We start from the raw sequence: 25,715 nt of genomic DNA, 5'->3' as shown, positions 1-25,715 counted from the left end.
CGCGGCCGGCGTGGTCGCCGGCCGCTTACTTCGCCAGGTAGCTGGCGATGTCATCGATCTCCTGCTGCGACAGCTGGGAGAAGGGCGGCATCAACCCACCGCCCTTGCTGATCTTTTCCTTGATCTGTGCAGGTGCCATGCGCTTGCCGATGTCGGTGAGCGCCGGAAACGCACCCGGCATGCCCGCACGATCGGCGCCGTGGCAGGCCACGCAGTTCGCGGTGTAGAGCCTTGCACCCGCAGCCGGGTCGTCCTTGCACCAGGCGACTGTCGCCACGCTCATGCCACCCAGGGCCACCACCATTGCCAGGATCATTTTCATGCGGGGCTCCTTGATGCGTCAGCGCCGCGCACGGGCGGGCACGCTGGTGGTCAGGTGTTCACGCAGATAGTCCGCGCCGGTCTGGATGACCTTGGCCGGGTCGCGTGGCTGGTCGTGCTCGATGATGTACCAATGCACGCCGGCGGCTGCCGCAGCAGGCAGGATTGCGTTCCAGTCCAGCACGCCCTGGCCCACCGCAGCGAATCCGCCTTCGTCTTCGGCCTGGCCCTTGGGCGCATTGTCCTTGGCGTGCACCGCGAACACGTGGCCGCGGAATTTTCCCAGCATCACCGCCGGGTCCAGGCCTGCACGCGCGACCCAGGCCAGGTCCAGCTCGGTCTGCAGGTCGGGACCGGCGGCGGCAAACAGCAGTTCCAGCCCGGTCCTGCCGTCGAAGTCGGCCAGTTCGAAGTCGTGGTTGTGGTAGGCCAGGCGCATGCCCTTGCCGCGCACCTGCTTTGCAATCCGGCCCAGTTCCTGGCCCAGGGCAGTCCAGCCGGCGGCATCGCTCGGGCGATCCTTCTTGTCCAGGTACGGCACCACCAGCGTCGTGTTGCCGATCAACCGGTTGAAGGCCACCACCCCCTCCAGGTTGCTGCGCAGCTCGGCCAAGGGCACGTGCGAAGAAACCACCTTGATCGAATACCGGTCCAGCAACGGCTTGAGTTCGGCAGCGCGGGTGTCCTGCGTGCCGACCGTTTCCACTGCATGGATACCCGCGTCGTGGACGATCTTCAGCTGCTGCTCCAGCGAGCCGGCATCCCGCAGCGTGTACATCTGCACCGCGATCGGCTTCTGCGTGCGGGCAGCTTCGCCTGCAAGGGCAGGCAGCGCTGCGAGCAGCAGGACGAGGCCTGCAGTTCTACGGACAAGGGTCTTCATCAACAGCTCCTCCCGGGTTTCAACCGATGGCAGTCCAGGCACGCGACCTGGCCGATGCAATGACACGATCGACGATCAGCGCCGAGCGCACGCCGTCTTCAAACGTAGGCAGGCCCTGCGGCCGCTCGCCGTCGATGGCGCGATAGCTGTCGGCGACAAATGCTTCAAAACACTGGGCGTAGCCCTGCGCGTGCCCGGCCGGCAGCACCGACAGCCGGCGCTGTTCGGCAGTGCCGGCGCGGGGCCCGCGCACGAAGATCTCCTCGCGCTGGTCGGGCAGGCCGATCCAAAGGCGCTCGGCATCCTCCTGGTTGAAGGCCACGCTGGCCTTGGCGCCATCGATCTCGAACCAGAGGCGATTGCGGCGCCCGGCCGAGACCTGGCTGACCGTCAACGACGCCAGCGTGCCAGCGCCGGTCCTGAACATCGCCGCCGCCACGTCCTCGCTCGTGACCGCCTGCATCGCGCCGTCTGTGGCCGGTGTACTGAAGCTCTGGCCACTGACGGCGCTGCGCTCGGCGACCACCGTGTCGAAGGCCGCGCTGACCTCGGCGAAACGTTCACCGCTGACCCATTCCACCAGGTCGCACCAGTGCGAGCCGATGTCGGCGAACACGCGCGATGCGCCGCCCAAAGCCGGGTCCACGCGCCAGTTGTTGCTAGCAGGATCCAGCAGCCAGTCCTGCAGGTAGCTGCCGTGGATCAGGTGCAGCGGCCCCAGCTCACCGTCGGCGATGCGTGCGCGCGCCTCGCGCACCACCGGGTGGTAGCGGTAGACGAAGGGTACCGTGGCGACCAATCCGGTCGATGCGGCCAGCGCCGCCAGCGCCTGTGCATCGTCCAGCGTGGTTGCCAGCGGTTTCTCGCAGATCACGTGCTTGCCGGCTTCCAGCGCGGCCTGCGCCATCGCGCGGTGCAGATGGTTGGGCGTGCAGACGTGCACGACCTGCACCTGCGGATCGGCGATCACCTCCTGGATGTCCCGGTACGCACGCGGAACATTCCACGACTGCGCTGCCTCACGCGCGCGCTGCGGTGACGAGGCGGCCACGCCGTGTACCTCGGCACCGGCCAGCAAGGCGGCGCGACGATGCACGGCACCGATCATGCCGGCGCCAATGATGGCGATTCCAAGCTTGGGCATTGGCTGCGGTCCTCAGGGCGTGGAAGGCGCGGGCGCGGCCACCGGCCGGTCGCGGAACAGCAGCAGGAAGGCGATCAGCACCACCAGTGCCACGCCGGCAGGGAACAACCAGATCTGCTGCCAGTCGGGGCCAGCCTCGGTGGTGAAGTGCTCCACCACCGCGCCGGACAGGAAGGTGCCGATGAGCATGCCCACGCCGTACGTGGCCAGGGTAATGAACCCCTGCGCGCTGCTGCGCGCGGCCGGGCCGGCGTGCGCATCGGTGTAGATCTGGCCGGTAACGAAGAAGAAGTCGTAGCAGATGCCGTGCAGCACGATGCCGATCACCAGCAGCGGGAAGCCACCGCCCGCATCCCCAAAGGCGAACATGGCATAGCGCACCACCCAGGCGGCCATGCCGACCGCCAGCATGGTCTTCACTCCCAGCCGCACGAACAGGAACGGCATGGCCAGCATCAGCAGCACTTCGGAGACCTGGCCCAGCGATTGCAGGCCCGCAGCGCCGCGCACGCCGAGGTCGTTGAGATACGGGTTGGTGAAGTTGTAGTAGAACGACAGCGGGATGCAGATGGCGATGGAGGCCAGGAAGAACACCAGGTAGGCGCGCGACTTCAGCAGCCGCAGCGAGTCCAGCCCGAGGATCTGCCCCAGCCCGGCGTCGCGCTGCTGTGCCAGTGGCGGCGTGTGCGGCAGGGTGAACGCATACAGGCCCAGTACCAGCGATGCCAGCGCCGCCATCCGGAAGGTCAGTTCGAGCCGATGGGCCTGCTCCCAGCCCAGCCAGCCGATCAGCACGCCTGCGACGATCCAGCCGATGCTGCCGGCCACCCGTACCAGCGGGAACTGTTTCTCGGGCGACTGCATGTGCCGCATCGCCACGCTGTTGGCCAGTGCCAGCGTCGGCATGAACAGCAGCATGTACCCCATCACGCAGGCCGAGAACACACTGAAGCTGGTGGCGGTGGATGCCAGCCACATCAGTACCGCGCCGGCCAGGTGCAGCACCGCGAGGATGCGCTGCGCGGCGAAGTAGCGATCGGCGATCAGGCCGACCAGGAACGGCGCCACGATCGCGCCGATCGATTGGCTGAGGAAGGCGGTGGCCACCTGGCTGGCGCTGGCCTGCAGCGGGCCCTGCACCAGGTACGTCCCGAGGGTCACGAACCACGCTCCCCAGATGAAGAACTGCAGAAACATCATCGCGCCCAAGCGCGACATGGCGTGCGACATGGCTTGCCCTCCCGGGGCGGTAATGGCTCAGATTCCCAGCATGCGGTGCAGTGATGCGGCGTCCGTGCCGCTGTCGGCGAAATCATCGAAGGCGCGTTCGGTCACGCGGATGATGTGGTCGCGGATGAAGGCGGCACCCTCGCGTGCGCCGTCTTCGGGGTGCTTCAGGCAGCACTCCCACTCCAGCACCGCCCAGCCGGGGAAGTCGTACTGCGCGAACTTGGAGAAGATCGCCTTGAAGTCGATCTGGCCATCGCCGAGTGAACGGAACCGGCCCGGCCGATCGATCCAGTCCTGGTAGCCGCCATACACGCCGCTGCTTGCGCGGGGGCGATATTCCGCGTCCTTGACGTGGAAGATGCCGATGCGCGCGTGGTAGCGGTCGATGAAACCCAGGTAGTCCATCTGCTGCAGCAGCAGGTGGCTGGGGTCGTACAGGATCCTGGCGCGGGGGTGGTGGCCGACCTCATCAAGGAAGCGCTCGAAGGTCGCGCCATCGTGCAGGTCCTCGCCGGGGTGGATCTCGAAGCACAGGTCCACGCCGCAGGCGTCGAACGCATCCAGGATCGGGCGCCAGCGGCGGCCGAGTTCGGCGAAGGCTTCTTCCACCAGTCCCGGTGGGCGCTGTGGCCAGGGATAGATGTAGGGCCAGGCCAATGCGCCGGAGAACGTGGCGTGGGCGGTCAGCCCCAGGCGCTGGCTGGCTTTGGCGGCCAACCGCAGCTGCTCCACCGCCCAGGCCTGGCGGGCGGACGGGTCGCCGCGCTTGTCCGGTGGCGCGAATCCGTCGAACAGGCTGTCGTAGGCCGGATGGACGGCAACCAGCTGCCCCTGCAGGTGGGTCGACAGTTCGGTGATCTGCAGGCCGTGCCCGGCGAGCATGCCGGCAACATCGTCGCAGTACGCCTGGCTGCGCGCCGCCTCGGCCAGGTCGAACAGGTGGGGCGCGCTGGTGGGAACTTGTACGCCAGAATAGCCCAGACCCGCGGCCCATCCGGCCAGCGTGTCCAGCCGATCAAAAGGAGCCGTGTCGCCAATGAACTGCGCCAGGAACAGCGCTGGACCCTTGAGCGTCTTCAACGTGATTCGCCCTCGATGCAATCGATTGCATTATCCTAGCAGGGGCTCACGCAGGACCTGTTGTGCAGTGCACAGCAGACAGGAGAACTAACGCCATGGCCACCATCTACGACATCGCGAAGCACGTCGGCGTCTCCGCAGGCACGGTGTCGCGGGCGCTTTCGCGGCCGGACAAAGTCCTGCCGGCCACCCGCGCGCGCATCGAGCAGGCCGCTGCCGCACTGGGCTATGTGCCCAACACGGTGGCCCGCACGCTCAAGACCCAGCGCAGCGGCAAGATCCTGGTCACCGTGCCGGACATCGCCAATCCTTTCTTCGCGCAGATCCTGCAGGGGGCGGAGGACGCCGCACAGGCGGTCGGCTATGCGGTTCTGCTCGGCGATACCCAGCATCAACCCGACCGCGAGGAGCGCTATGCGCAGATGCTCCGGCGCAACGAGGCCGACGGCATGATCGTGCTGGGGCACCGCCTGCCGCCGACGGCGCGCGAGATCGTCCAGCAGCGCGGTGCCGCCGCGCCGGTGATCAACGGCTGCGAGTTCGACCCCGCGCTGGGCATTCCCAGCGTCCATATCGATAACGCCGCGGCCGCGCGCGTGGTGATGGAACATCTGTATGGGCTGGGACATGAACGGATTGCCGTGGTCGGTGGGCCGCCTGACAACCCGCTGCACCAGCAGCGACTGGAAGGCGTCCGCGCAGCCGGCAAGGCGCGTGGACGCCTGCGCCAGCTGAGCATCGTGCCGGGTGACTTTTCCGTGGAGTCCGGGCATGCGGCGGCGATGGCGCTGCTGGCCGCCGCGCCCGCACCGACCGCGGTGTTCTGCTTCAGCGACCAGATGGCGCTGGGTGCGCTGGCCGCCTGCCGGGATCTGGGCATCCGCGTGCCGGACGAACTGTCCATCGTCGGCTTTGACGACCTGGCGTCTTCCCGCTACCTCACGCCGCCGTTGACGACCATCCGCCAGCCCATGCGGGAGATTGGTGAGCGCGCGGTCAACCTGCTGCTCGCGATCATCGAACAGGTTGATGTACCGCTTCAGCAAACGCTGGATTTCAGCCTGATGCTGCGGGGTTCGACGGCTGCGCCCGGGCAGAGGTGAGGGCAGGGCGCCGCCTTGAGTCCTTGATCCCGAATTGACGCAGAGCTGTCAGACTCAGCGTGGGCACCCCGGCAAGCGCCGGGGTGGAACGTGCGATCGCGCAAGGGGGTCGGCAATGCCGTTCTTGACTGACGCGTCGGAAGTCGCGGTCGAAGGCATCGGCGCGGCACGTCGCATCGGCTGGATGCGCTTCGTCGGCAATGGCCTGGGCGCGATTCCCATCGCCTCGATCATTCTTGAACGCCAGGACGGCCTGCTGGCCTGGGCGCTGCTGCTGCTCAATGCATTGGCGTGGCCGGCGCTAGCGCTGGTATTGACCCAGCGTGCCCGCCAGCCCGCACAGGCGCAGTTCCGCTGCATGGTCGCCGACTCCTTCTTCGGCGGCGGCTGGATCGCCTTCATGGCGCTGAGCGCGGTCCCCAGTGCGTTGTTCGCCGCATTGCTGGTTGCCGACAAGATCGCGGCCGGTGGCGTGCGCCTGGCGATGCGGGCCACGCTGGCGCTGGCGCTGGGTTTCGCGATCACCTGGTGGGTGCTCGGCTTCCCTTACCAGCCCGTTTCCTCGCAGCGCACGATCGTGCTCAGCGTGCCGTTCCTGTTCGTCTACGGCATCGGGCTGAGCATCCTCAGCTGGCAGCTGGCGCGTCGGGTCAAATCGCAGAATCGCCAGCTGCAGCGGCTCAGCCGGATGGATCCGCTGGTCGAGCTGGCCAACCGTGGCTTCCTGATCCTGCGTGCGCAGCAGGCACTGGACCGGGCCCAGGGCCAGGGCGGTTTTGCCTGCCTGTTGATGCTTGATGTGGATGACTTCAAGCGCATCAATGATTCGCTTGGCCACCGCGCGGGCGACGAGGTACTGCGGCATATCGCTGCAACATTGCGCACGTTCGCGCGGCCCGGTGATACCCCGGCGCGGCTGGGGGGGGATGAGTTCGTGGTGCTGCTGCACGACTGCGCGCCCGTCGATGCGATGCACGTGGCCGAGCGGGTGCGCCTGCATCTGCTCGAGGCCGCGCGCCAGATCACGCCGGGCGTGGAGTTCAGTGTAAGCATCGGCATTGCCGCTACGCCGCGGGGAGGCAGTGTCGAGGACTGGCTGGCACTGGCTGACCGCGCGCTCTACCACGCCAAGCGGCAGGGCAAGAATACGGCCAGTTACGGCGAGTGAGTCGATGGGGCGCCGGCAGGGCCGCCACCGGATGAGAACGTAGCGCCCGTTCAGCCTGCACGCCGAATCGGCGGGTCAATCCTCTACCATGGGCCACCCCGCCCGGACGCGCTCCCATGCAAGACGCCCTTGTTGCCCAGCCCAAGCCCCCCGTTCCAAGGATCGCGGCGTGGCTGATGATGCTGCTGGGCATGTGGCTGGCGCTGAAGCTGGGCCTGGTGGTGACCCTGCTGTCCGGCCTGCTGGTGTTCCAGCTGACCCATGTGCTGGCCTCCACCGTGGAAGGCAAGCTGCCGCCGGGACGGGCACGGGCGATCGCGGTGATCGTGCTGTCGGCGATCATCATCAGCGCACTGGTAATGGCCGGCATCGGCGTGGCCTCGTTCTTCCGCAACGAGACCGGTGGCCCGGACGCTCTGCTGGCGCGCCTGATGGAGATCCTCAACACCTCGCGCCACCAGGTGCCGGCGCTGCTGCAACCCTATATTCCCGAAGACATGCCGGCACTGCGCACGGCGCTGAACGAGTGGGCCGCCGAGCATCAGCGCCAGCTGGGCGTGGCCGGTACCTCGGTGGTGCAGGTGGGAGTGCGCGTATTGATCGGCATGGTGCTGGGCGCGATGATCGCGCTGTATGACGAACTGCCGCTGCCGCAGATGGGGCCGCTGGCGCAGGAGCTGATCGGGCGTACCAGCCGCCTGGCCACCGCATTCCGCCAAGTGGTGTTCGCGCAGCTGAAGATCTCGCTGCTCAACACGGTGTTCACCGCCGTTTTCCTGCTGGGCGTGCTGCCACTGTTCGGCGTGCACCTGCCGCTGTCGAAGACCCTGGTGCTGATCACCTTCATCGCAGGCCTGCTGCCGGTGGTGGGCAACATCATCTCCAACACCATCATCACCATCGTCGCGCTGTCGGTTTCGTTCTATGTGGCGGTGGCGGCGCTGCTGTACCTGATCGTGATCCACAAGCTGGAGTACTTCCTCAACGCCCGCATCGTCGGTGGCGAGATCCAGGCGCGTGCCTGGGAGCTGCTGCTGGCCATGCTGGTGATGGAGGCGGCGTTCGGCCTGCCGGGCCTGGTCGCCGCGCCAGTGTTCTATGCCTACGTGAAGCGCGAACTGGTCGACCAGCGCTGGATCTGACGCGGCAAGGCATGACGTATTCGCCCAGATTGGACGGTCTGCGCGGCCTTGTCGGTGCGTTGGCGGCGTGCGCGGTATACCCACGGCAACGGTTGGCCCGGTAGCGCCTTGGCGCCTGTGCAGGCGGCCGCTACAGTGTTCCGCACGACAGGGGAAATGTGCATGGCCCGCAAGGCGTCGCCCATCGGATTGCGGACCTGGGTCTGGATCCTGGCCGGGCTGTTCGTAGTCTGTACGCTGCCGTTGATGGCCATCGCGCTGGTGCAGGGCACGCTGCGCTTCACTGCCGCCGAGGACAACCTGGTCAGCCTGCGCCAGCTGCGGCAGACCTTCGACCTGGCCAACCTGGTGTCGGCCGAGCGCGGCCCCGCCAACAGCCTGCTGGGGGCCAACACGGCCGATGCGGCTGAACAGGCCCGGCTCGCGGCGCAGCTGGCGGTCGCGCGCAAGCGGGTCGATACCGCCCTGCAGCACCTGGACACCGTGTTCAACGCCGACCCGGGCGTGGTCGACGAGCATGGAATGCTGGCCGACGCGCAACGTCGCCTGCAATCAGCGCGGGCCGCGGTGGACCGGGTGGCGGTGCAGCCGCACGATGCGCGCCGGGTGGAGGACGTGGAGCGCGCGATCAGCAGCATGTTCGCGGTGGTCGATCGCCTGCACGTACTGACCTCGGCGCAGATCAACGTGCTGGTCAGTGCCGACCGCGAAGCGGCGATTCCGGCGATGCAGGGCCAGGTGCTGATCGACCTGCGCGAGCATGGCGGCCGCCTGGCCTCGAACGTGATGGCGCCCGTGGCGGTACCGGGGGCATGGCGTGACGAACAGCTGCGGGCGGCATTGCAGACCGAAGGCCGCCTGCTGGAACTGTGGCGGCTGGCAGGCAGCCATGAAGCGGTGTTCCGCAGTGATCCGGCGCTGTCCTGGCATTGGGACATGGCACGCCGGCAGTTCTTCGGCGAATCGCTGCCGATGATCGAACAGTTGATCGAAGATGGCCGGCGCGGCGTACCGCCGCCGTGGACTGCTGCCGAGTTCACCACGCGCTACGTGCCGACCCTGCAGTCGCTGGAAGCGCTGCGCGACGGCTACCTGAGCGTGTCCATCGCCCGCTTCGAGCGCACCCGCAACCGCGAAGCGACGCGCCTGGTGGTGCTGGTGGCGACGGTGCTGGGCACGCTGGTGGTATTGGGCGTGGCGCTGCGCATTGCCCACCTGCAGATCCTGCGGCCACTGCTGCAGGCGCAGAAGCAGGTGATCCAGATCGCCTCGGAAGCGCCCGGCCCGGAACAGCATGTGACCCACCCGCTGGCCGAGATGCAGCGCCTGTTCGATGCCATCGAAGTGCTGCGCGAGAAGTCGCGCGAGCGCTCGGCGTTGACCAGCGAGCTGCGCCAGCTGGCCGGTACCGACGAGCTGACCGGGCTGTTGAACCGGCGGGCGCTGGACGAGATGGTGCAGCAACGCCACGACGACGGCGGCAACAGCGCGGTGGTGATCCTGCTGGACGTGGACCGCTTCAAGGCGATCAACGATGGCCATGGCCACGACGCGGGCGATGCAGTGCTGGTGCAGGTGGCGCAGTTGCTGCAGCGCCACCTTCGCCGCAGCGACAGCATTGCCCGCTATGGCGGCGAGGAGTTTCTCGTATTGCTGGCCGACGGCGATCTGGCCGGCGGCCGCCAGGTGGCCGAGTCGCTGCGGGCGGCACTGCAGCAGCTGGAGATCGTACTGGTTGGCGGCAAGGTGCTGCGGGTCACTGCCAGCTTCGGTGTGGCCGAGGGCGGCACCGACGCGCTGGGCTGGCGCACTTTGCTGCGCGCTGCGGATGCGGCCATGTACCAGGCCAAGGCGCAGGGGCGTGATCGCGTGCGCGTGGCCGGCGGTGGCCGCATGGCGCGCTGAACGGCCTCAACCGATACGCGCATGCACCCGGCGCAGCGTGCGCGCGATCATCCGGCGCGCTATGGGACGTGGTACCGATAAGCCACGCCAGCGCAGCGCACCCACCCGGAACGTGGCGCTGGCGGTTGCCAGCACCTTGCCGGCCGGGTCGGTCAACCAACCACGGGTGAAGGCGATGCTGCCCTTGCTGTGTTCGACTTCACCCCAGCCGATGATCCGCCCGGGGCGCGCGGGGCTGACGAAACTTGTCTTGGATTCCACCGTGACTGCGATGCGGTTGGCCGGCAGCGTGGCGTAGATCGCAGGCCCCATGCAGTCGTCCAGCATCGCCGAGAGGAAGCCACCCTGTACGTTGCCCATCGGGTTGGTCAGTACCGGGCCGGCCTCGAATTCGACCTGGATGCGGCGCCGTGCATCGTCGTAGTCGACGAAGCGCCAGCCGAGCAGGGTGCCTGCCTGGGAGGGCGGCAGATCACCGTTGACCACGCTGTAGAAGATGGATTCGGGATTCATGGGGAGCCTCGATGAAAGGGGAGGGAGGAACAGCACGTCAGGGCAGCGCCAACAGCGCCAGCACGAATCCGATGACGGACAGCACCACCACGGCAGCGCCAGCGGGTACAGGCGTACGGGCACCGGTTTGCCGCCGTACGCCGGTGGCGACCAGTACCGGCGGCACGGTGGCGACCAGGCAGAACAGCTGGAACGCCAGCAGCTGCGGCAGTGCGAAGTGACCTCCGAAGAAAATCAGCCAGGCCAGCATCACGCCGGCGCCGGCCAGTGCGATCCAACCGGCGCCGACCACGCGGATGAGGGCCATCAGCAGCAACTGCATGCGCGGTTCGACCTCCTTCCATGGCAGGCCCACGGCCTGGCCGTGGTAGGGCATGAAGTCGGAGCGTTTCAGGTAGGCCGCAGCAAACAGCGAGACAATGAAGAACGCCAACAGGTAGCAGCCGAACGCGAGCCAGGCGAACAGGTCCATGTGGAGGCCATGCGGTTGCGGAGGGGAGCCCCGGTTGCGCCGGCGGCCATGCCGGAGGTGCCGCGGGGTTGCGCGATTCTCGGGCAAGCCCCTGTTAGAGGCGTGTCGTGGTGTGGAGGACCGTTCCTCCATCCGCTGTTAACGCGGGTGTGGTGGTGAGGAGTGCGTCACACACGTGCCATGCGCCCTATCTCGTTTTCTGTGAAGGGGTCGCAACTGCCCATCCACGCTTCGGTCACCGCTCTGCGCAGACGCTGGGACTCCATCCGACGAGGGACGACGACATGACCCAGCTCACCCTGCCTGAACTGTCCAGGAAAATGGCCGGCATCGATTTCACGATGCTGCAGACCCACGCCGGCGGAGAGATTGCCGGTCGTCCGATGAGCAACAACGGTGACGTGGACTATGACGGTGACAGCTGGTTCTTCACCACCGAAGACACCGACATGGTGCGCGAGATTGAAGCTGACCCCGCCGTCGCGCTGGGTTTTTCCGGCAGCAAGTCGCTGCTGGGCAAGCCACCGTTGTTCGTGCACATGCAGGGGAGGGCAGCGCTGGTGCGCGACCGCGCTACGATGAGCCAGCACTGGGTGAAGGACCTGGAGCGATGGTTCGAACAGGGCGTGGATACACCGGGACTGGTGCTGATTCACGTGCGCGCCAGCCGCATCCACTACTGGGATGGCGAGGACGAGGGCGAAATCGTGATCTGACCGGAACCGCGCAGCGCCCGGCGCATCGTGTTCCGGGGTCAGCAGTGCGCAGGGTGTGCTGCCGGATCCCCAAGATTGGCCAGTTCCGGTGCCAAGGCGTGCTCCACCGCACGCCGCAGCAGTGCCGGCGCGACATAGTGCCGGTGCCCGGCGTCGATCAGTGCCATGTACATGCCGCCGAACGCATTGAGGGTCTGCACGCGTGAGCCCAGGCTGATCTCGACATGTCCATCGCTACGCCGCTGCACGCGCACGCTGCTGCGGAAACGCAGGTGCCGATCGTCGGCGCCGAGCAGGACTTCGGCGTCGTTGTCCTGCGTATCGATGTGCGAATCCAGCACCGGAAATCGACCAGCGAACAACCGGCTGCGATCGGTCGACAGCAATGACGACACCGGGCATCCCAGCGGCGACGTGCGCAACCGCAACGGCGCCACCAGTCGGTTTCGCAGCGCCATCAGATGGCCTACGCCGCTGGGTGGATTGCGCAGGAAGCCCTCCAGTACTTCGGCCAGCAGTGCCGATGCGGAACGATAGGCCACCTGCGAGGGTTCCAGGCACAGGGTGGTCAGGTCCTGGTAGTGGCTGTGCGGAAGCGCTGTGGTCAGCAGGCCATCGGTGGCGGCGGGCCGCGAATGGATGGGATAGGCCGGTGTGGCACGTTCGACGAACCCGCGCAGCGGCCGCATGGGGATGCGGCGCAGCGGGCCGAGCAGGGCACGGGTACGCGCGCACAGGTGTGCGCACAGGCTGGGAGGCGCCGCCTGCAGCGACAGTTGCAACAGCGGTGCCGCCGCAAGCGAGGTGCCTGAAGGCCAGTGCGGTTCCGGAAGCACCTCGGTCAGGCTGGGGATATCGGCGGCATTGCGTTGCACCTGTGCACGCGCCTGCTCGCTCATCGCGCCGGCCAGTTCATTGCTGTGGCAGGACAACGCGAACAGCGCTGGATGTGCAGGATGGTTCGACGCGAACTGGTGCCAGGTGCCGCCGCCGAAGCGCACGGTAAACAGGCAGTCCGGTGGGATGCGGATGCGCCGAAGCGTGCGCGCGAAGGCACCAGGATCTGCTGCCAGCTGCGTGTCGGAGGCGGTGGCGAAACGCAGCTCGGCTCCCGCGCTGCCGGCGATGGCGGTGAACATGCGCGGGCCTGCATGGCGATGAAACGGGTGGCCACCGGCACCGACGGTGAAGCTGTACAGCGAGGAGGCATCCCCGTGCTGCAGGTGCATGCCACCCAGTCGCGCCGAAGGTTCATCCAACGCATCGATGAACGCCGGGTGGTGGCGCTGACGCTGGCCGGCGTCACTCACCAGCCCGTCACCGGCACCGATGCCGAGCTGCGCGATCAGGGTGACTTCGGTCGGACTGCCGCCGTCCTGTGCCGGAAGCTGCACTGCTGGAAACGAACGGCGATCGCGGGTCGAACCAGGCATCGTCATGCTCCTTGGCGAGGCGGATCAGCGGGCGGGGGACTTGCGGCGGGCGCGGGCTTCACGCTTGAGCGGGCCGCCGACAGGGCAGACTTCGGCCGCCCACGAGAACAACGTGTTGGCCAAACGGTCGGGTACCTGCCTGAAGTACACGAACTGGCCGCGTTTCTCGCGTTCGATCAGTCCGGCTTCCTCGAGGATGCGCAGGTGGCTGGACAACGCCGGCTTGCTGAAGTCGAAGCGCTCGGCCAGCTCGCCCGCGCTGAGCTCACCGGCGCTGAGATAGGCCAGGATCTGCCGGCGGGCGGTGGAGGCAAGGGCTTCGAAGATGCGGTCCATGGCGAGCTAATTAACTAATTCGTTAACTGATACTCCTCCCGCCGGTGGCGGCTGTCAAGCCATGACCCGTTGCGTGGCACGCCTGGGCTTTGCCATCCTCCCCGCTGATTTCCGTACCGTGGAGTTCCGATGCGCCCTGTCTCCTGGCTGGTCCTGGCCCTGCTGCCTGCCCTGGTGGTGGCGCCGCCTGCGCGCGCAGCCAAGGCCAAGGCCCCGGCGCAGGACGCCTTCAGCGAGTTGTTCGATACCGCCTGCATGCAGCACATCGGGGCCCCGGCGCGGTTGCAGTCGCTGATGGAGTCCAATGGCCTGTCGCCGCTGCAGCCCGCCGAAGCCGCAACGCTGTTGCAGGGGCAATCGGGCGTGGCCTGGATGGTGCCCCTGGCCAGTGGCCGCTATGCGGTGAGCTGGGCTGACGATGGCACGTGTACGGTCTACGCCGAAAAGGCCGACGCGGCGGTCGTGCAGAAGGGGTTCGCCCGGTTGGTGCAGGCGGCACCGAAGCCGCTGCAGGCGCGCTCGCTCCCGGGCCGAGGGCCGCTGTCGGCCGACCAGGTGGCGATCCAGTACGGCTGGGCCACGCCGGGGCAATCCAAGCTGCAGGCGCGCTTCCGGCTGGTCACGCGACAGGCGGCCGAGGCCGGCGTGCAGGCGATGGCTTCGGTGACGCCGGGCGAAGCGATGCTGGAGCAGAGCACGCCTGGGCCCTGATCGGGACCAGCCAGCGCGATTCAGCCTTCTACGCGGGATCTGGTATATCGTTTATCGATAAATCCACCCGGGGCGGCGTAGCCACCCCAATGCCGGAGGCCGCTTGACCGCTCGTCCCGCCCGCGCCAGACCCGCGCGAGGCCTGTTCACCCTGGCCCAGGCCGCCGTACAGGCCGTCCGGGCGATGTGCTGGCTGGGCATCCTGGCCGCACTGCTGGCTGTGCCGCTTGTTGCTCACGACCGTCGCTGGCTGCTCGACAGCGTGCATGACGCCGAGGCCGCCGCCGCGCACGGCAACGACCTGTTCCTGCATTTCTGCCTGGGCCTGGGAGCGATCGTCGCGCTGCTGGTGCTGTGCCTGATGTTCCTGCGCCATCTGTCGCGGCTGCTGAAATCGGCGGCGCGCGAACGGCCGTTCACCCACGCCAATGCACAGCGCCTGCAACGCATGGCGTGGCTGATGCTGGCGATGGAGCTGCTGTCGATCCTGATCGGCGCCTACGCGGCCTGGATGGGCCCGGACTTCACCTGGATGGAGGTGGGCGGAGGCATGTCGATCACCGGCCTGGTGGCGGTGCTGATGCTGTTCGTGCTTGCACGCGTGTTCGCCGTGGGCGCAGCGATGCGCGATGACCTCGACGGTGTCATCTGATGGCGATCGTCATCACCCTGGACCGCATGCTGCAGGAACGGGGCATGACCCTGTCCGAGCTGGCCGGGCGCATCGACATCACCCTGGCGAACCTGTCGATCCTGAAAACCGGCAAGGCGCGTGCCATCCGCTTTTCCACGCTTGATGCGATCTGCCGCGAGCTGCAGTGCACGCCCGGCGACCTGCTCGGGCATGACCCGGCGCAGGCGCAGGACGCCGATTGAATGTCTGCTCTTTTCCCTTGCCTACTGACGAAACGGACCTGAAATGGAATGGTTGGCTGACCCCTCGATATGGATGGGCCTTGCAACCCTGGTCGTGCTGGAGATCGTTCTCGGCATCGACAACCTGGTGTTCATCGCGATCCTTGCCGACAAGCTGCCGCCGCACCAGCGCGACCGCGCGCGCGTGATCGGCCTGGCACTGGCGCTGCTGATGCGGCTGGTGCTGCTGGCGGCGCTGGCGTGGATCATGAAACTGACCGAGCCGCTGCTCACGCTGTTCGACCACAGCTTCTCCGGGCGTGACCTGATCCTGCTGGGTGGTGGCCTGTTCCTGCTGTTCAAGGGCACCATGGAGCTGCACGAACGGCTGGAAGGCCGCGAGCACCACGAGGATGGCAAGAAGGTCTACGCCAGCTTCGCAATGGTGGTGGCACAGATCGTGGTGCTCGACGCGGTGTTCTCGCTGGACTCGGTGATCACCGCGGTGGGCATGGTCGACAACCTGGGCGTGATGTATGCCGCCGTGACCATCGCGATGGCGCTGATGCTGGTGGCCAGCAAGCCGCTGACCCGCTTCGTCAACAAGCATCCCACGGTGGTGGTGCTGTGCCTGGGCTTCCTGCTGATGATCGGTTTCAGCCTGGTGGCCGAAGGCCTGGGCTACAAGATCCCGAAGGGGTACCTGTACGCGGCCATTGCCTTCTCGATCCTGGTCGAAGCGTTCAACCAGTGGGTGCGCTTCAATCGCGAGCGCAACGAGCGCCGCCAGCCGTTCCGCCAGCGTACCGCCGACGCCGTGCTGAGGATGCTGGGCGCGCGTCCGGCGAACGGCCACGACAGCGAAGGCGTGGACGAGCAGGTGGACGCCGATGATCGCCTGCAGCCGGCCGAACACGAGATGATCCGCAGCGTGCTGGGCCTGGCCGATCGCCCGGTGTCGAGCGTGATGACCGTGCGTGCCGACGTGCAGTGGATCGACCTGGCACGTGGGCAGGAGGACGTGGTGGCGCGCCTGGTGGCGTCGCCGCATACCCGCCTGCTGGTCTGCGAGGGTGACCTGGACAGCCTGCGTGGCGTGGTGCAGAGCCGGGACGTGCTGGCTGACCTGCTGCAGGGCAAGCCGCTGCAGCTGGAAGGCAACCTGCGTGAGCCGCAGTACGTGCTGTCCAGTGCCAGTGCTTTGCAGGCGCTGGAACTGATCCGCCAGCACCCGGTGCCGCTGGCCGTGGCGGTGGACGAGTACGGCAGCGTGGAGGGCCTGGTGACCGCCAACGACCTGCTGGCGGCGATTGCCGGCGACCTGGTCGATACCCAGGACGAGCGCTATGGCGTGGTCGCGCAGGGAGAGGATCAGTGGGAGGCCGACGGTGCGCTGACCGTGGATGATCTGCAGCGTCTGGCGGGGGTGTCGCTGCCGCGCAGTGCCGACTACATGACCATCTCCGGCCTGGTGCTGGAGCAGCTGGGCCGCCTGCCGGACATCGGCGATGCGGTGGAGGTGGCCGGCGTGCGCATCACCGTGCTGGCGATGGAGAAGCGCCGCATCGCCCGCCTGCGGGTGCAACGCCTCGGCGGAATGGCTTGACCCACTTTCCGCTACACAACACTGCCGGCAACCGTCACCATGGCGGACCCGCGTTCTTTCCAGGATGGTTGCAGTGCTGAGTACGATCGGTTTCCTGATGGGCCTGTATGTGGCCTGGCGCCTGTTCTGGCCACTGCGCATGCCCGCCGCATTGAAGGTCGTGCTGTCGGTGCTGCTGGTGGGGGTTGCCGTGCAGCTGCGCATCGTCGCCACCTTCTGGGGCACGATGGCCTCGCCCGAGATCCCGAAGCTGGCCATCGCCACGCTGGCCACCGGCTCGACCGCCGTATTGCTGCTGGCGCTGGTGATGCTGGTGCTGGACGCCGGCCTGCTGCTTTCGCGGCTGTCGCGCTGGCCTCGCGCGGTAGCCGCATTGCGCGCGCGGCGTCTGCGACCGGTGGCCGGCGTGCTGGCCCTGCTGGTCAGTGGTCATGGTGTCAGCCAGGGCATGGCAGTGCCCACGCCCCGTCAGATCGAGGTGAGCATCGCCGGATTGCCGGCCGCGTTCGACGGCTATCGCGTGCTGCAGCTCACCGACATCCATGCCAGCCGCCTGCTGACCGGCGACTGGGTGCGCAAGGTCGTGGATGAGAGCAACGCACTGGCGCCGGACCTGATCGTGATCACCGGTGATCTGATCGACGGCAGTGTCGAGGCCCGCCGTGACGACGCGCGCCCACTCGCGGACCTGCGGGCGCCGGATGGCGTCGTTGCCATCACCGGCAATCACGAGTATTACGCGCAGTACCAGGCGTGGATGCAGGCGTTCCGCGCGCTGCACATGCAGGTGCTGGAGAACAGCCACCTGCAGGTGCGGCGCGGTGATGCGGCGCTGACCATCGCCGGGGTTACCGACCCGGTGGCCGCACGCTACGGCCTGCCGCTGCCGGACCTGGGTGCTGCGCTGGCGGGGGCTGATCCATCTGCCCCCGTGATCCTGCTCGACCATCGCCCGCGCAATGCACGTGAGGCGGCCGCGCGTGGCGTGAAGCTGCAGCTGTCCGGGCATACCCATGGCGGGCAGATCATCGGCATGGACCAGCTGGTGAAGCGGGCCAACGGTGGCTATGTCTCCGGTCGCTACGACGTGGATGGCATGACCCTGTACGTGAGCAATGGTGCAGGCCTCTGGGCGGGTTTCCCGGCGCGCATCGGCGTGCCGTCGGAGATCACCCTGGTGACGCTGCGCCGCGCGCCGTGACCCGGAAGTGGGGGCAGATGCCTTCCCTTTTTGGGAAGGGATCTGACCGCTGGCAAATCTGGAAAGTCCCGTGGCCCATCCCCGTGCACCGATGGAACGCCTGATCCGCGCCAATGCCGATGACATCAACCGGCTCCGCCAGGTGATCCGCGATACCGCGGGTGCACGTTGGCGTGGGCCGGAGGAGCGGGCACGGCACGCTGCGGCCTGTGCGGAATTCCACCTGCACTACGAGCGGCTGGCATTTCCGGGTGGCTATGCCAACGCGTTGAGACGGCTGGCGGAGGATGACCCGAATACGCTGGACGTCGCGCTGACCTTCCTCGAAGTGCGGCCATACTTCTTCCGTTCCGGGTACATGTGGAAGACGCTGCTGAAGCGCGTGCAACGGGTATCCATGGGGGCGAAGCAACGCGCGCGGCTGCAGGGGATTCTCGATGCCTACGCTGCCTATCGCGCCACACGCGACGGCTGATGGGGCGGCATGATGGGGTCAGTTCCCTTCGCCTTTGGCAAAGGGAACTGACCCCGGCCCGTCAGGCCGCCCGCAGCGGCGGCCGCGGATGCGCACTTCGACGCAGTGCTTGTGCCCGCTTGGCGATCCAGCGCACCACGAAGGCGGTGAACAGCAGCGCCGACGGCACCGCATACCAGAAGTTGCCCGGCACGCGCTTGAAGTACGAGTAGGTAAACACCGCCGCGATGATCCACATGCCGGTTACGTGCAGGCGACGCCAGGCGGTGGGTCCCATGCGCCGGGCGAGCCCTTGGTGCGAGGTGATGGCCAGCGCCAGGATGGCGATGTAACCCACCGTGCCCGGGAGGTTGGCCAGCGCTGAGCGTGCTGGCCAGAACGCCGGGTTGAGGATGCCGAAACTGGTGATGGCGATTGCGTGCAGCAGGTGCGAGAACGCGAAGGACAGGCCGATGATGCGCCGTTCGCGCAGCAGGAAACGAGTGAACGGGCCGGGCAGCAGGCTGGCGAACGACGATGCCGTGAACGCCGCCAGGAACAGCAGGAACGATGTGCGTGCAGTGACCCGGATCGCCGCCCGGCTGCCTTCGGCTGCATCGGGATGCAGGGCGAAGGCGGTCAGTGCGAACGCGATCAGGACCACGCTGATGGCTACGAACAGGCGCCAGCCGTGCAGGAAGGACGTGTTGGAAACGGTCATGGTCAGGCCTCGAAGAATGGAGAGGGGGTAGTGCCGGCCCCTGGCCGGCGTTCCCGGGGATCAGTCGACGCAACCAGAACGGCTGCCGTGCAGAGGTCGCGCAGCACTGGAATGCAGGCCGCACGCAGTTCATCCGGCGCGACACCATGTGCTTCAGCCACGGTCTGCAACACGTCATCCACACGTGTGCCGTGATCGCCGAAGACCGATAGCAGCGTATAGGCCAGCGGGGCCAGTTCCTCGACCTGCAGTCTGAAATCGGGCATGCGGCGCATCAGTAGCAGCGTGGGAGCTGCATCCAGCACCGGCGCCAGCACCTCGCCCTCATGTACCGGCCACTGGTAGCCAAGTACCCGCACCTGCGGCGAAATCGCCAGCACATCACTGTCCAGGGGCGTGCAGTGCAGCGATTGCCCGGCGCCACGGGCTTCAATGTGCAGCGACTGCTGCGTGCTCTCGTAGTGCGCCAGTTCCGCTGCCCAGGCCGGCAGTGCCAGTGTGTCCTGCACTGCCAGCCAGGCCGCGAATTCGCCAGCGATCTGTGGGAACAACGGGGTGTGGCAGGTGTGGCGGGCGTAGTAGTGCTCGACCGTGTCGCGCCAGCGCGGCGTGCCCAACTGGTGTTGCAGGCGTGGCAGGGTGCCAGCCAGCAGGGTGTCCAGGCTGTCGATGCACAGGCGGCGGTACACCGCCAACCGGCGCGCCTCGACGCCATCGGGTGCGGCCATTGCAGGGTCGCGCACATGGTCGGCCCAACGCCGTTGCAGTGTGGCCAGTGACTCAGCCATGGGCCACCTCGGGCCAACGTGCCTCAGCCTGTGCCTGGCGGATCTGCGCAACCTCGGCCAGCAACTCGGCCAGTGGCGGGAAGTTGAAGTCGCGCTCGAGCAGGGTGGGGCGCACGCCCACCCGCGCATAGGCCTCGCGCAGCAGCGCCCAGACCATGCCTTTCACCGGCGCGCCGTGGGTGTCGATCTTGAAGCCATCGTCTTCATCGAAGTGGCCGGCTACATGCAGCGAGGCGACACGGTGGGACGGCACGCGGGCCAGGAATTCGAAGGCGTCGTAGCCGTTGTTGCAGGCGTTGACGAAGGCGTTGTTGACGTCCAGCAGCAGGTCGCAGTCGGCTTCGGCGAGCACGGCGTTGATGAAGTCGATCTCGCTCATGTCCGCGCCGGCAACGGCGTAGTAGGAGATGTTCTCGACTGCGATGCGTCGGCCCAGCATGTCCTGCACCTGGGCGATGCGCCCGGCGACGTGGTGGACAGCCTCGGCGGTGAACGGCAGCGGCAGCAGGTCGTAGACATGGCCGCCGGCGGCGCAGTAGCTCAGGTGTTCGCTGTACAGCTGCACCTGGTGCAGGTCGAGGAAGGTACGGGTCTGTGCCAGCAGGGTGCGGTCCAGCGGATCAGGACCGCCCAGCGACAGCGACAGGCCATGGCAGGTCAGGGGGTGGCGTTCGCTCAACCTGCGCAGCGCTGCACCGTGTGCACCGCCGACGCCGATCCAGTTGTCGGGCGAAACTTCGAGGAAGTCGATGGCACCGGCCGGCATGGCCAGCAGTTCGTCGATCAGGCCACGGCGCAGGCCAAGACCGGCGGCATTGGAAGGCAGGGGCAGGGGCATCACGGATACTCCGGAGAGGGCGCCGCCCTGGAGGCGGCGCCGGTTGAACGTCGATCAATCGGCAACGCGGGAGAACAGGCCCTTCGGCATCGGCTTGCCGTTGGCGGTGTAGACGCTGCGCAGGTAGTCGTGCGCCTCCTGCTCGCTGATGTAGCCGTCGTGGTCGGTGTCGATGCGGTCGAACTCGGCGGCACGCTTGGCGGCCACAGCGTTGAACTCGGCACGCGAGACCCGGCCGTCGTGGTCACGGTCGGTGCGGGCAAACGAGGCGTCGCCGCACTTGCCTTCGCCACACTGGCCCTCGGCGACCCTGGCCTTGCCGGCGGGCTTGCCGGTGGTGGCCTTGCTGGCCCCGCACTTGCCTTCACCGCACTTGCCTTCGGCGGCGGCGCTCATGGCCACCGCACTGATCGCCAGCGGTTGGATCGCCGCGGCCTGGCCGGCCAGCAGCAGGCCACCGGCCAGGGCGATGCCGATGGCACCGATGCGCGGCAGGCGGGAGGAGGGGGTGTTCTTGGTCGAGACGGACATGGTGGTGACTCCTTGGGAATGCACGCGGGGCGTGCGGGATGGACGCCGCCGAACAGGCGACGGAAAGAGGCGCGTGGGAAAAGGCAGATCAGATCAGGCGCTGCGGCGACGACGCAGCAGATGGCCCAGCAGCAGCACACCGCCGAGCAGGGCACCGCCGAAGCCGATGCCGGGCAGCAGCGCGGCAACCGGCAGCAGCAGGGCGATCAGGCTGACGCCCCAGCCCAGGCCGTCATTGCCAACGGGGGCGGGCTGTGAGCCGGCCAGCAGCCGGTCGACGCTGAGTGCGCCACCGCCGTTGAGGATCAGTGGCAGCAGCATGGCCAGGAACAGCAGCGGCAGCTTGAAGTTGCCGTAGCCCTGGTCGGTGATTGCATAGCCCTGCCAGAGTTCGCCCAGGCCGTTCCATTGGTCGGGCCAGTGCACGGCGGCGATGGCGACCACGGTCAGCACCCAGAACACATAAGCCACCGAGCGCGTGGCCAGGCCGAGCAGCAGCATCACCGCACCCACCAGTTCCAGCCAGGTGGCCAGCTGCCAGTTCAGCGACGCGGGCAGAGTGGAGAACGGGAAGGGGAAGCGGCCTTCCAGGTCGGCGAACCAGTTCTGGCCACCCAGCTTTTCGCGGCCGGATTCAAAGAACTCCCAGGCCAGCAGGGCGCGCAGCGCCAAGGGCGAGAGCCAGCGGCCGACGGCGTCCAGGCGGGGGGTATACACGGAAGAGGCGGTGCTGATCATGGTGGTGTCCTGCGGGCCAGTGGTCGATGGAGGCCATTTCAGGCGGCGCAGGTATCGGCAACGTGTGCCGTTGCCCGGGGTTTTGTCAGCGACTGTGGCCGCGGCCGGGGTTTCCTACAGTCAGATACAAAGATGATGCGTTGATGCACATCGGGGCGTTGCGCGCCCGCGCGCGGGGAACGATTTCCACCCGGTAGTGCCTGGCCGGGCGCGGCGCCCGAATGTATCCCACTGTAGAAACACGCCTGCGCCCTACAGTCCGGTACAACTCTGCGCCGCGGAGAAACAGCGCCGATACACCGGCAAGCGGAAATGGCCACTCCCAACACCGGAGTGCCACCCATGATCCGTAGCTCGTTGCTTGCCGCCGCTCTCGCCCTTGCCGGCGCCGCCGCCCCCTCCTTCGCCTTCGCTACCCAGGCCGATACCGCTGCACCGCCCACCGTCATCCTGGTGCACGGCGCCTTCGCCGATGGCTCCAGCTGGAACAGGGTCATCAGCACCCTGCATGACTGGAAGCTGCCGGTGGTGGCCGTACAGAATCCGCTCACCTCGTTGGCCGACGATGTCGCCGCCACCCGTCGCGCCATTGCCGCCGCGCCCGGCAGGGTAGTGCTGGTCGGCCACAGCTGGGGCGGTACGGTCATCACCGAGGCGGGCGATGACCCGAAGGTGCAGGCGCTGGTGTACGTGGCGGCGTTCGCACCGGATGCAGGGCAGTCTTCGGCGCAACAGGGCGAAGGTTTCCCGGTCGGTCCGGGCCTGGCCCGATTGCAGGAAAGGGATGGCTACCTGACGTTGCCCGCTGATGCCATCGCCCAGGACTTCGCGCCGGACGTGATGAAGAAGTCGGCCGCACTGCTGTACAGCACGCAGGTCCCGTTGAAGGCCAGCGCGCTGGGCGAGGTGGTGAACGTTGCGGCATGGCGCAGCAAGCCAAGTTGGTACGTGCTCAGCCGCGACGATCGCATGCTGTCGCCGCAGCTGCAGGCCGCCACTGCAAAGCGCATTGGTGCGCAGCTGCAATCGATCGGCAGCAGCCACGTGTCGCTGCTTTCGCATCCGGCGCAGGTGGCCGACAGCATCCTGGAGGCGGCAGGCGTGAAGCCGGCCGAACTGCCGCTGGCCGAGCAGGGGGGCTGAGCGATGGCCGCGCTACGAGGGTATGCACTGCCCCTGCTGCTGGGCCTGCTGGGTGGAGCGGCGTTGCTGCTGGCATGGCCCGGCGCCGAGGCCGGCGCGCAGCCGCTCGACGCAGCACCGAAGGCGGGGTTCGGCGGTGGCGGGCCCTGGCACAACAGCCCACCGATGACACTGAAGCAGTTGCGGGGGCAGGTGGTACTGGTCGAGTTCTGGACCTACACCTGCAGCAACTGCCTCAATGTGGCGCCGTATGTTCACCAGTGGCATGCACGCTACGCGTCGCAGGGCCTGCAGGTGATCGGCGTGCATACGCCGGAGTTCGCCTATGAGGGCCTGCCCGGCAACGTGCGCAGGGCCATCGGCCGCTTGGACATCACCTGGCCGGTGGTGCAGGACAACCAGTTCCGGATCTGGAATGCCTGGGGCAACCGCTTCTGGCCGGCACTGTACCTGCTCGACCGGCAGGGGAGGGTGGTCTATCGCCATTACGGCGAGGGCGACTACGCACGTACCGAAAGCGAGATCCAGCGCCTGCTGGCCAGCCCCTGAGCCGCGCTACCATGGCGGCGCCGCGCGGCGCTGCCCCCTGCCTTCATCGAGAACGCAATGAATCCTGTACCGCACATCCTTGTCGTCGACGATGACAGTGAGATCCGCCAGATGCTGGCCGACTACCTGCAACGCAACGGCCTGCGCGTGAGCCAGGCCGACGGCGGCCGGGCCATGCGCGCGCTGATGGACACCCACGCGGTGGATCTGGTGGTGCTGGACGTGATGATGCCGGGCGAGGACGGCCTGAGCCTGTGCCGCAACCTGCGCGCCGGCAAGCATCGTGCGGTGCCGGTGGTGCTGCTGACCGCCCGCGACGACGAGACCGATCGCATCATCGGCCTGGAAATGGGCGCCGACGATTACGTGACCAAGCCCTTTTCCTCGCGCGAACTGCTGGCACGCATCAATGCAGTGATACGTCGCACACAGATGCTGCCGCCGAACCTGCAGGTGAGCGAAGCCGGCCGCCAGTTGGCTTTCGGTGCCTGGCGCCTGGATACCACCGCGCGCCATCTGCTGGATGCACAGGACACCGCGTATCCGCTCAGTGGTGCCGAGTTCCGCCTGTTGCGCGTGTTCCTCGATCACGCCAATCGCGTGCTCAGCCGTGACCAGCTGCTCAGCCTCACCCAGGGCCGCGATGCCGAACTGTTCGACCGCTCGATCGACCTGCTGGTCAGCCGCGTGCGGCAGCGCCTGGGTGACGACGCACGCGAGCCGACCTACATCAAGACCGTGCGCAGCGAAGGCTATGTGTTCAGCGTGCCGGTGCAGTTGCTGGGGCCGGACGAATGAACACCGGCGCACGCCGTCCACGCTGGCCGCGCACGCTGTCGGCGCGGCTGCTGCTGGTGCTGCTGGGCGGACTGGCGCTGGCCCACGCGCTGTCCTTCGGCCTGCTGTTCTTCGAACGCTACCAATCCACCCGCAGCATGATGCTGCGCAACCTGGATGAGGATGTGGCAGTGAGTGTCGCGCTGCTGGAGCACCTGCCCGCAGAGCAGCGCGACGCCTGGGTGCCGCGGCTGGAGCGGCGCACCTACCGTTACCTGCTGCGCCCGGCTACGGCCGGGCCCGGGCTGCAGACCGATCGTGCACGCCAGGTCACTGCGATCATCGACGACAGCCTGCAGCACCGCTATCCGCTGCAGGCGCGCCAGGTAGCTCGTTTGCCGGAGCGCTTCGAGGTCGAACTGCGCCTGCACGACGGCACGCCGTTGACCATTGAAGTCACCCCGTCGGGCCTGCCGCTGGCACGCTGGCTGCCCGCCGTACTGCTTGTGCAGCTGGCGCTGCTGCTGGTGTGCGCATGGCTGGCAGTGCGCCTGGCCATGCGCCCGTTGCAGCAGCTGTCGCGTGCGGTGGAACAGCTGCAGCCGGGCAACGACGGACCGGCACTGCCTGAAGATGGCCCTGTGGAAGTAGGCGGTGCGGCGGCCGCACTCAACGCGCTGCAGGCACGCATTCGTGGCCATGTCAGTGAGCGCCTGCAGATCCTTGCAGCGATCTCGCATGACCTGCAGACCCCCATCACGCGCATGAAGCTTCGGGTGGAGACCCTGCCTGAAGACAGCACCCAGCAGCGCCTGCTGGCCGACCTCGACCACCTTGGGCAACTGGTGCGGGAAGGCGTGGCCTATGCGCGCAGCAGCCACATCGCCAGTGGTACGCCGGTGTCGATGGACCTGGGTGCATTCCTGGCCAGTGTGGTCGGCGACTACGAGGACATGGGCAAGCCGGTCAGTGGCGGCGCACCCGCTGGACTGATCGTGCAGACCTGGCCGCAGCCGCTGCGACGGGTGGTCGGCAACCTGGTCGACAACGCAGTGCGCTACGCCGGTGCCGCCGAGATCGAAGCCGGCCGTGATGAGGCTGGCAGGATATGGATCCGTATTTCCGACCGTGGCCCGGGTATCCCGGAGAACCAGCTGCAGGCGGTGCTGGCACCGTTCCATCGGCTGGAAAGCTCGCGCAACCGCGATACCGGCGGCACCGGCCTGGGCCTGGCCATCGCGGTGCAGCTGGCGCAGTCGCTGGGCGGCTCACTGCGGCTGCACAACCGCGAGGGCGGCGGTCTGCGGGCGGAGCTGCAGCTGCCGGGCTGATGGTTGGTATCAGAGTCCTTTGCCAC

29 protein-coding genes are annotated in these 25,715 nt (G+C 67.5%); 15 read left to right on the top strand and 14 right to left on the bottom strand.

All coding sequences use genetic code 11. The features are described from left to right. Positions 1–25: 25 nt before the first annotated feature. Genes V3B30_RS10540 through V3B30_RS10520 form a run of 5 tightly spaced genes read right to left on the bottom strand, consistent with a single transcriptional unit; the run spans position 26 to position 4,658 of the window. Positions 26–322: a cytochrome c gene (locus V3B30_RS10540; RefSeq protein ID WP_100471577.1), complete on the bottom strand. Its 297-nt coding sequence runs from the start codon at positions 320–322 to the stop codon at positions 26–28. Positions 323–340: 18 nt separating this feature from the next. Beyond that, on the bottom strand, positions 341–1,204 hold the full coding sequence (locus tag V3B30_RS10535) for a sugar phosphate isomerase/epimerase (protein WP_262084633.1): 864 nt from the start codon (positions 1,202–1,204) through the stop codon (positions 341–343). A gap of 19 nt (positions 1,205–1,223) precedes the next feature. Continuing rightward, positions 1,224–2,348, bottom strand: coding sequence for a Gfo/Idh/MocA family oxidoreductase (locus V3B30_RS10530; RefSeq protein ID WP_262084632.1), 1,125 nt, complete (start codon positions 2,346–2,348; stop codon positions 1,224–1,226). A gap of 12 nt (positions 2,349–2,360) precedes the next feature. Then, the gene (locus V3B30_RS10525) at positions 2,361–3,578 is read right to left on the bottom strand and encodes a nucleoside permease (protein WP_262084631.1); all 1,218 of its coding nucleotides are present in this window, start codon (positions 3,576–3,578) and stop codon (positions 2,361–2,363) included. 27 nt (positions 3,579–3,605) lie between these two features. Continuing rightward, positions 3,606–4,658, bottom strand: coding sequence for a sugar phosphate isomerase/epimerase family protein (locus V3B30_RS10520; RefSeq protein WP_262084630.1), 1,053 nt, complete (start codon positions 4,656–4,658; stop codon positions 3,606–3,608). A 95-nt stretch (positions 4,659–4,753) separates the two neighbouring features. On the opposite strand from V3B30_RS10520, the gene V3B30_RS10515 reads away from it, so the two are divergent. The 4 genes from V3B30_RS10515 to V3B30_RS10500 all read left to right on the top strand — a co-directional run bounded on the left by V3B30_RS10515 (position 4,754) and on the right by V3B30_RS10500 (position 9,976). Beyond that, positions 4,754–5,761 (top strand): LacI family DNA-binding transcriptional regulator, encoded by a 1,008-nt coding sequence (locus V3B30_RS10515; RefSeq protein WP_262084629.1) that lies wholly within the window; start codon positions 4,754–4,756, stop codon positions 5,759–5,761. A gap of 115 nt (positions 5,762–5,876) precedes the next feature. Then, the gene (locus tag V3B30_RS10510) at positions 5,877–6,929 is read left to right on the top strand and encodes a sensor domain-containing diguanylate cyclase (RefSeq protein WP_100471583.1); all 1,053 of its coding nucleotides are present in this window, start codon (positions 5,877–5,879) and stop codon (positions 6,927–6,929) included. 116 nt (positions 6,930–7,045) lie between these two features. Beyond that, positions 7,046–8,071 (top strand): AI-2E family transporter, encoded by a 1,026-nt coding sequence (locus V3B30_RS10505; protein WP_100471584.1) that lies wholly within the window; start codon positions 7,046–7,048, stop codon positions 8,069–8,071. Positions 8,072–8,233: 162 nt separating this feature from the next. Further along, a complete protein-coding gene (locus V3B30_RS10500; protein ID WP_262084628.1) occupies positions 8,234–9,976 on the top strand; it encodes a GGDEF domain-containing protein in 1,743 nt (580 codons plus the stop codon). A gap of 6 nt (positions 9,977–9,982) precedes the next feature. Here V3B30_RS10500 and V3B30_RS10495 read toward each other — a convergent pair whose 3' ends face one another. Both V3B30_RS10495 and V3B30_RS10490 read right to left on the bottom strand, forming a co-directional pair. Next, positions 9,983–10,489: a PaaI family thioesterase gene (locus V3B30_RS10495; RefSeq protein WP_262084627.1), complete on the bottom strand. Its 507-nt coding sequence runs from the start codon at positions 10,487–10,489 to the stop codon at positions 9,983–9,985. A gap of 37 nt (positions 10,490–10,526) precedes the next feature. Next, a complete protein-coding gene (locus V3B30_RS10490; RefSeq protein ID WP_262084626.1) occupies positions 10,527–10,961 on the bottom strand; it encodes a hypothetical protein in 435 nt (144 codons plus the stop codon). Between the two features lie 284 nt (positions 10,962–11,245). On the opposite strand from V3B30_RS10490, the gene V3B30_RS10485 reads away from it, so the two are divergent. Beyond that, a complete protein-coding gene (locus V3B30_RS10485) occupies positions 11,246–11,677 on the top strand; it encodes a pyridoxamine 5'-phosphate oxidase family protein (protein ID WP_262084625.1) in 432 nt (143 codons plus the stop codon). Positions 11,678–11,715: 38 nt separating this feature from the next. Here the strand turns inward: V3B30_RS10485 and V3B30_RS10480 are convergent, their stop codons facing one another. Together V3B30_RS10480 and V3B30_RS10475 are read right to left on the bottom strand one after the other, a co-directional pair. Continuing rightward, positions 11,716–13,110 (bottom strand): DUF2867 domain-containing protein, encoded by a 1,395-nt coding sequence (locus V3B30_RS10480; protein WP_262084624.1) that lies wholly within the window; start codon positions 13,108–13,110, stop codon positions 11,716–11,718. Between the two features lie 24 nt (positions 13,111–13,134). Further along, positions 13,135–13,446, bottom strand: coding sequence for a metalloregulator ArsR/SmtB family transcription factor (locus V3B30_RS10475; protein ID WP_004147836.1), 312 nt, complete (start codon positions 13,444–13,446; stop codon positions 13,135–13,137). A 129-nt stretch (positions 13,447–13,575) separates the two neighbouring features. Between V3B30_RS10475 and V3B30_RS10470 the strand changes: the two genes are divergently transcribed. From V3B30_RS10470 to V3B30_RS10445, 6 genes are all read left to right on the top strand, one after another. Next, positions 13,576–14,157, top strand: a complete 582-nt coding sequence (locus tag V3B30_RS10470) for a hypothetical protein (RefSeq protein WP_262084623.1) — start codon at positions 13,576–13,578, stop codon at positions 14,155–14,157. 184 nt (positions 14,158–14,341) lie between these two features. Further along, positions 14,342–14,809, top strand: a complete 468-nt coding sequence (locus V3B30_RS10465; RefSeq protein ID WP_100471588.1) for a DUF2975 domain-containing protein — start codon at positions 14,342–14,344, stop codon at positions 14,807–14,809. After that, complete coding sequence (locus V3B30_RS10460; protein WP_005408494.1) at positions 14,809–15,033, top strand: helix-turn-helix transcriptional regulator; 225 nt, start codon at positions 14,809–14,811, stop codon at positions 15,031–15,033. Before V3B30_RS10465 ends, V3B30_RS10460 begins: the two co-directional genes overlap by 1 nt. 43 nt (positions 15,034–15,076) lie before the next feature. Further along, positions 15,077–16,618 (top strand): TerC family protein, encoded by a 1,542-nt coding sequence (locus V3B30_RS10455; protein ID WP_100471589.1) that lies wholly within the window; start codon positions 15,077–15,079, stop codon positions 16,616–16,618. 64 nt (positions 16,619–16,682) lie between these two features. Then, a complete protein-coding gene (locus V3B30_RS10450; RefSeq protein WP_100471590.1) occupies positions 16,683–17,819 on the top strand; it encodes a metallophosphoesterase in 1,137 nt (378 codons plus the stop codon). Positions 17,820–17,910: 91 nt separating this feature from the next. Further along, a complete protein-coding gene (locus V3B30_RS10445) occupies positions 17,911–18,294 on the top strand; it encodes a hypothetical protein (RefSeq protein ID WP_262084622.1) in 384 nt (127 codons plus the stop codon). Positions 18,295–18,355: 61 nt separating this feature from the next. On the opposite strand, the gene V3B30_RS10440 is transcribed toward V3B30_RS10445, so the two are convergent. The 5 genes from V3B30_RS10440 to V3B30_RS10420 all read right to left on the bottom strand — a co-directional run bounded on the left by V3B30_RS10440 (position 18,356) and on the right by V3B30_RS10420 (position 21,889). After that, a complete protein-coding gene (locus tag V3B30_RS10440; protein WP_262084621.1) occupies positions 18,356–18,994 on the bottom strand; it encodes a ferric reductase-like transmembrane domain-containing protein in 639 nt (212 codons plus the stop codon). Positions 18,995–18,996: 2 nt separating this feature from the next. Further along, positions 18,997–19,782 carry a putative DNA-binding domain-containing protein gene (locus tag V3B30_RS10435; protein ID WP_262084620.1) on the bottom strand — a complete coding sequence of 262 codons (786 nt, stop codon included), beginning with the start codon at positions 19,780–19,782 and terminating at the stop codon, positions 18,997–18,999. Beyond that, positions 19,775–20,620 carry a DUF692 domain-containing protein gene (locus V3B30_RS10430; protein WP_262084619.1) on the bottom strand — a complete coding sequence of 282 codons (846 nt, stop codon included), beginning with the start codon at positions 20,618–20,620 and terminating at the stop codon, positions 19,775–19,777. Before V3B30_RS10430 ends, V3B30_RS10435 begins: the two co-directional genes overlap by 8 nt. A gap of 54 nt (positions 20,621–20,674) precedes the next feature. Beyond that, on the bottom strand, positions 20,675–21,151 hold the full coding sequence (locus V3B30_RS10425; protein ID WP_100471595.1) for an EF-hand domain-containing protein: 477 nt from the start codon (positions 21,149–21,151) through the stop codon (positions 20,675–20,677). Between the two features lie 93 nt (positions 21,152–21,244). Beyond that, positions 21,245–21,889, bottom strand: a complete 645-nt coding sequence (locus tag V3B30_RS10420; protein WP_262084618.1) for a DoxX family protein — start codon at positions 21,887–21,889, stop codon at positions 21,245–21,247. A 342-nt stretch (positions 21,890–22,231) separates the two neighbouring features. On the opposite strand from V3B30_RS10420, the gene V3B30_RS10415 reads away from it, so the two are divergent. Genes V3B30_RS10415 through V3B30_RS10400 form a run of 4 tightly spaced genes read left to right on the top strand, consistent with a single transcriptional unit; the run spans position 22,232 to position 25,689 of the window. Further along, a complete protein-coding gene (locus V3B30_RS10415; RefSeq protein ID WP_262084617.1) occupies positions 22,232–23,032 on the top strand; it encodes an alpha/beta hydrolase in 801 nt (266 codons plus the stop codon). Positions 23,033–23,035: 3 nt separating this feature from the next. Continuing rightward, positions 23,036–23,581 (top strand): redoxin family protein, encoded by a 546-nt coding sequence (locus tag V3B30_RS10410; RefSeq protein WP_262084616.1) that lies wholly within the window; start codon positions 23,036–23,038, stop codon positions 23,579–23,581. Positions 23,582–23,638: 57 nt separating this feature from the next. Beyond that, positions 23,639–24,379, top strand: coding sequence for a response regulator transcription factor (locus tag V3B30_RS10405; protein WP_100471599.1), 741 nt, complete (start codon positions 23,639–23,641; stop codon positions 24,377–24,379). Next, positions 24,376–25,689: a HAMP domain-containing sensor histidine kinase gene (locus V3B30_RS10400; protein WP_262084615.1), complete on the top strand. Its 1,314-nt coding sequence runs from the start codon at positions 24,376–24,378 to the stop codon at positions 25,687–25,689. The genes V3B30_RS10405 and V3B30_RS10400 overlap by 4 nt, the downstream gene beginning before the upstream one ends. The last annotated feature ends 26 nt before the right edge of the window (positions 25,690–25,715 follow it).

The sequence above is a fragment of the Stenotrophomonas sp. SMYL41 genome (assembly GCF_036319965.1).
GTDB classification, from domain to species: domain Bacteria; phylum Pseudomonadota; class Gammaproteobacteria; order Xanthomonadales; family Xanthomonadaceae; genus Stenotrophomonas; species Stenotrophomonas maltophilia_R.
The sequence above is the reverse complement of the archived record's forward strand: the minus strand, read 5'-3'. Positions and strand labels throughout refer to the sequence as shown.

What these genes read in the sequence shown, in the direction of transcription:
- V3B30_RS10540 (WP_100471577.1), bottom strand. Translation starts at nt 322, where the DNA reads ATGAAAATGATCCTGGCAATGGTGGTGGCCCTGGGTGGCATGAGCGTG.
- V3B30_RS10535 (WP_262084633.1), bottom strand. Translation starts at nt 1,204, where the DNA reads ATGAAGACCCTTGTCCGTAGAACTGCAGGCCTCGTCCTGCTGCTCGCA.
- V3B30_RS10530 (WP_262084632.1), bottom strand. Translation starts at nt 2,348, where the DNA reads ATGCCCAAGCTTGGAATCGCCATCATTGGCGCCGGCATGATCGGTGCC.
- V3B30_RS10525 (WP_262084631.1), bottom strand. Translation starts at nt 3,578, where the DNA reads ATGTCGCACGCCATGTCGCGCTTGGGCGCGATGATGTTTCTGCAGTTC.
- V3B30_RS10515 (WP_262084629.1), top strand. Translation starts at nt 4,754, where the DNA reads ATGGCCACCATCTACGACATCGCGAAGCACGTCGGCGTCTCCGCAGGC.
- V3B30_RS10510 (WP_100471583.1), top strand. Translation starts at nt 5,877, where the DNA reads ATGCCGTTCTTGACTGACGCGTCGGAAGTCGCGGTCGAAGGCATCGGC.
- V3B30_RS10505 (WP_100471584.1), top strand. Translation starts at nt 7,046, where the DNA reads ATGCAAGACGCCCTTGTTGCCCAGCCCAAGCCCCCCGTTCCAAGGATC.
- V3B30_RS10500 (WP_262084628.1), top strand. Translation starts at nt 8,234, where the DNA reads ATGGCCCGCAAGGCGTCGCCCATCGGATTGCGGACCTGGGTCTGGATC.
- V3B30_RS10495 (WP_262084627.1), bottom strand. Translation starts at nt 10,489, where the DNA reads ATGAATCCCGAATCCATCTTCTACAGCGTGGTCAACGGTGATCTGCCG.
- V3B30_RS10490 (WP_262084626.1), bottom strand. Translation starts at nt 10,961, where the DNA reads ATGGACCTGTTCGCCTGGCTCGCGTTCGGCTGCTACCTGTTGGCGTTC.
- V3B30_RS10485 (WP_262084625.1), top strand. Translation starts at nt 11,246, where the DNA reads ATGACCCAGCTCACCCTGCCTGAACTGTCCAGGAAAATGGCCGGCATC.
- V3B30_RS10480 (WP_262084624.1), bottom strand. Translation starts at nt 13,110, where the DNA reads ATGCCTGGTTCGACCCGCGATCGCCGTTCGTTTCCAGCAGTGCAGCTT.
- V3B30_RS10475 (WP_004147836.1), bottom strand. Translation starts at nt 13,446, where the DNA reads ATGGACCGCATCTTCGAAGCCCTTGCCTCCACCGCCCGCCGGCAGATC.
- V3B30_RS10470 (WP_262084623.1), top strand. Translation starts at nt 13,576, where the DNA reads ATGCGCCCTGTCTCCTGGCTGGTCCTGGCCCTGCTGCCTGCCCTGGTG.
- V3B30_RS10465 (WP_100471588.1), top strand. Translation starts at nt 14,342, where the DNA reads ATGTGCTGGCTGGGCATCCTGGCCGCACTGCTGGCTGTGCCGCTTGTT.
- V3B30_RS10460 (WP_005408494.1), top strand. Translation starts at nt 14,809, where the DNA reads ATGGCGATCGTCATCACCCTGGACCGCATGCTGCAGGAACGGGGCATG.
- V3B30_RS10455 (WP_100471589.1), top strand. Translation starts at nt 15,077, where the DNA reads ATGGAATGGTTGGCTGACCCCTCGATATGGATGGGCCTTGCAACCCTG.
- V3B30_RS10450 (WP_100471590.1), top strand. Translation starts at nt 16,683, where the DNA reads ATGGTTGCAGTGCTGAGTACGATCGGTTTCCTGATGGGCCTGTATGTG.
- V3B30_RS10445 (WP_262084622.1), top strand. Translation starts at nt 17,911, where the DNA reads ATGGAACGCCTGATCCGCGCCAATGCCGATGACATCAACCGGCTCCGC.
- V3B30_RS10440 (WP_262084621.1), bottom strand. Translation starts at nt 18,994, where the DNA reads ATGACCGTTTCCAACACGTCCTTCCTGCACGGCTGGCGCCTGTTCGTA.
- V3B30_RS10435 (WP_262084620.1), bottom strand. Translation starts at nt 19,782, where the DNA reads ATGGCTGAGTCACTGGCCACACTGCAACGGCGTTGGGCCGACCATGTG.
- V3B30_RS10430 (WP_262084619.1), bottom strand. Translation starts at nt 20,620, where the DNA reads ATGCCCCTGCCCCTGCCTTCCAATGCCGCCGGTCTTGGCCTGCGCCGT.
- V3B30_RS10425 (WP_100471595.1), bottom strand. Translation starts at nt 21,151, where the DNA reads ATGTCCGTCTCGACCAAGAACACCCCCTCCTCCCGCCTGCCGCGCATC.
- V3B30_RS10420 (WP_262084618.1), bottom strand. Translation starts at nt 21,889, where the DNA reads ATGATCAGCACCGCCTCTTCCGTGTATACCCCCCGCCTGGACGCCGTC.
- V3B30_RS10415 (WP_262084617.1), top strand. Translation starts at nt 22,232, where the DNA reads ATGATCCGTAGCTCGTTGCTTGCCGCCGCTCTCGCCCTTGCCGGCGCC.
- V3B30_RS10410 (WP_262084616.1), top strand. Translation starts at nt 23,036, where the DNA reads ATGGCCGCGCTACGAGGGTATGCACTGCCCCTGCTGCTGGGCCTGCTG.
- V3B30_RS10405 (WP_100471599.1), top strand. Translation starts at nt 23,639, where the DNA reads ATGAATCCTGTACCGCACATCCTTGTCGTCGACGATGACAGTGAGATC.
- V3B30_RS10400 (WP_262084615.1), top strand. Translation starts at nt 24,376, where the DNA reads ATGAACACCGGCGCACGCCGTCCACGCTGGCCGCGCACGCTGTCGGCG.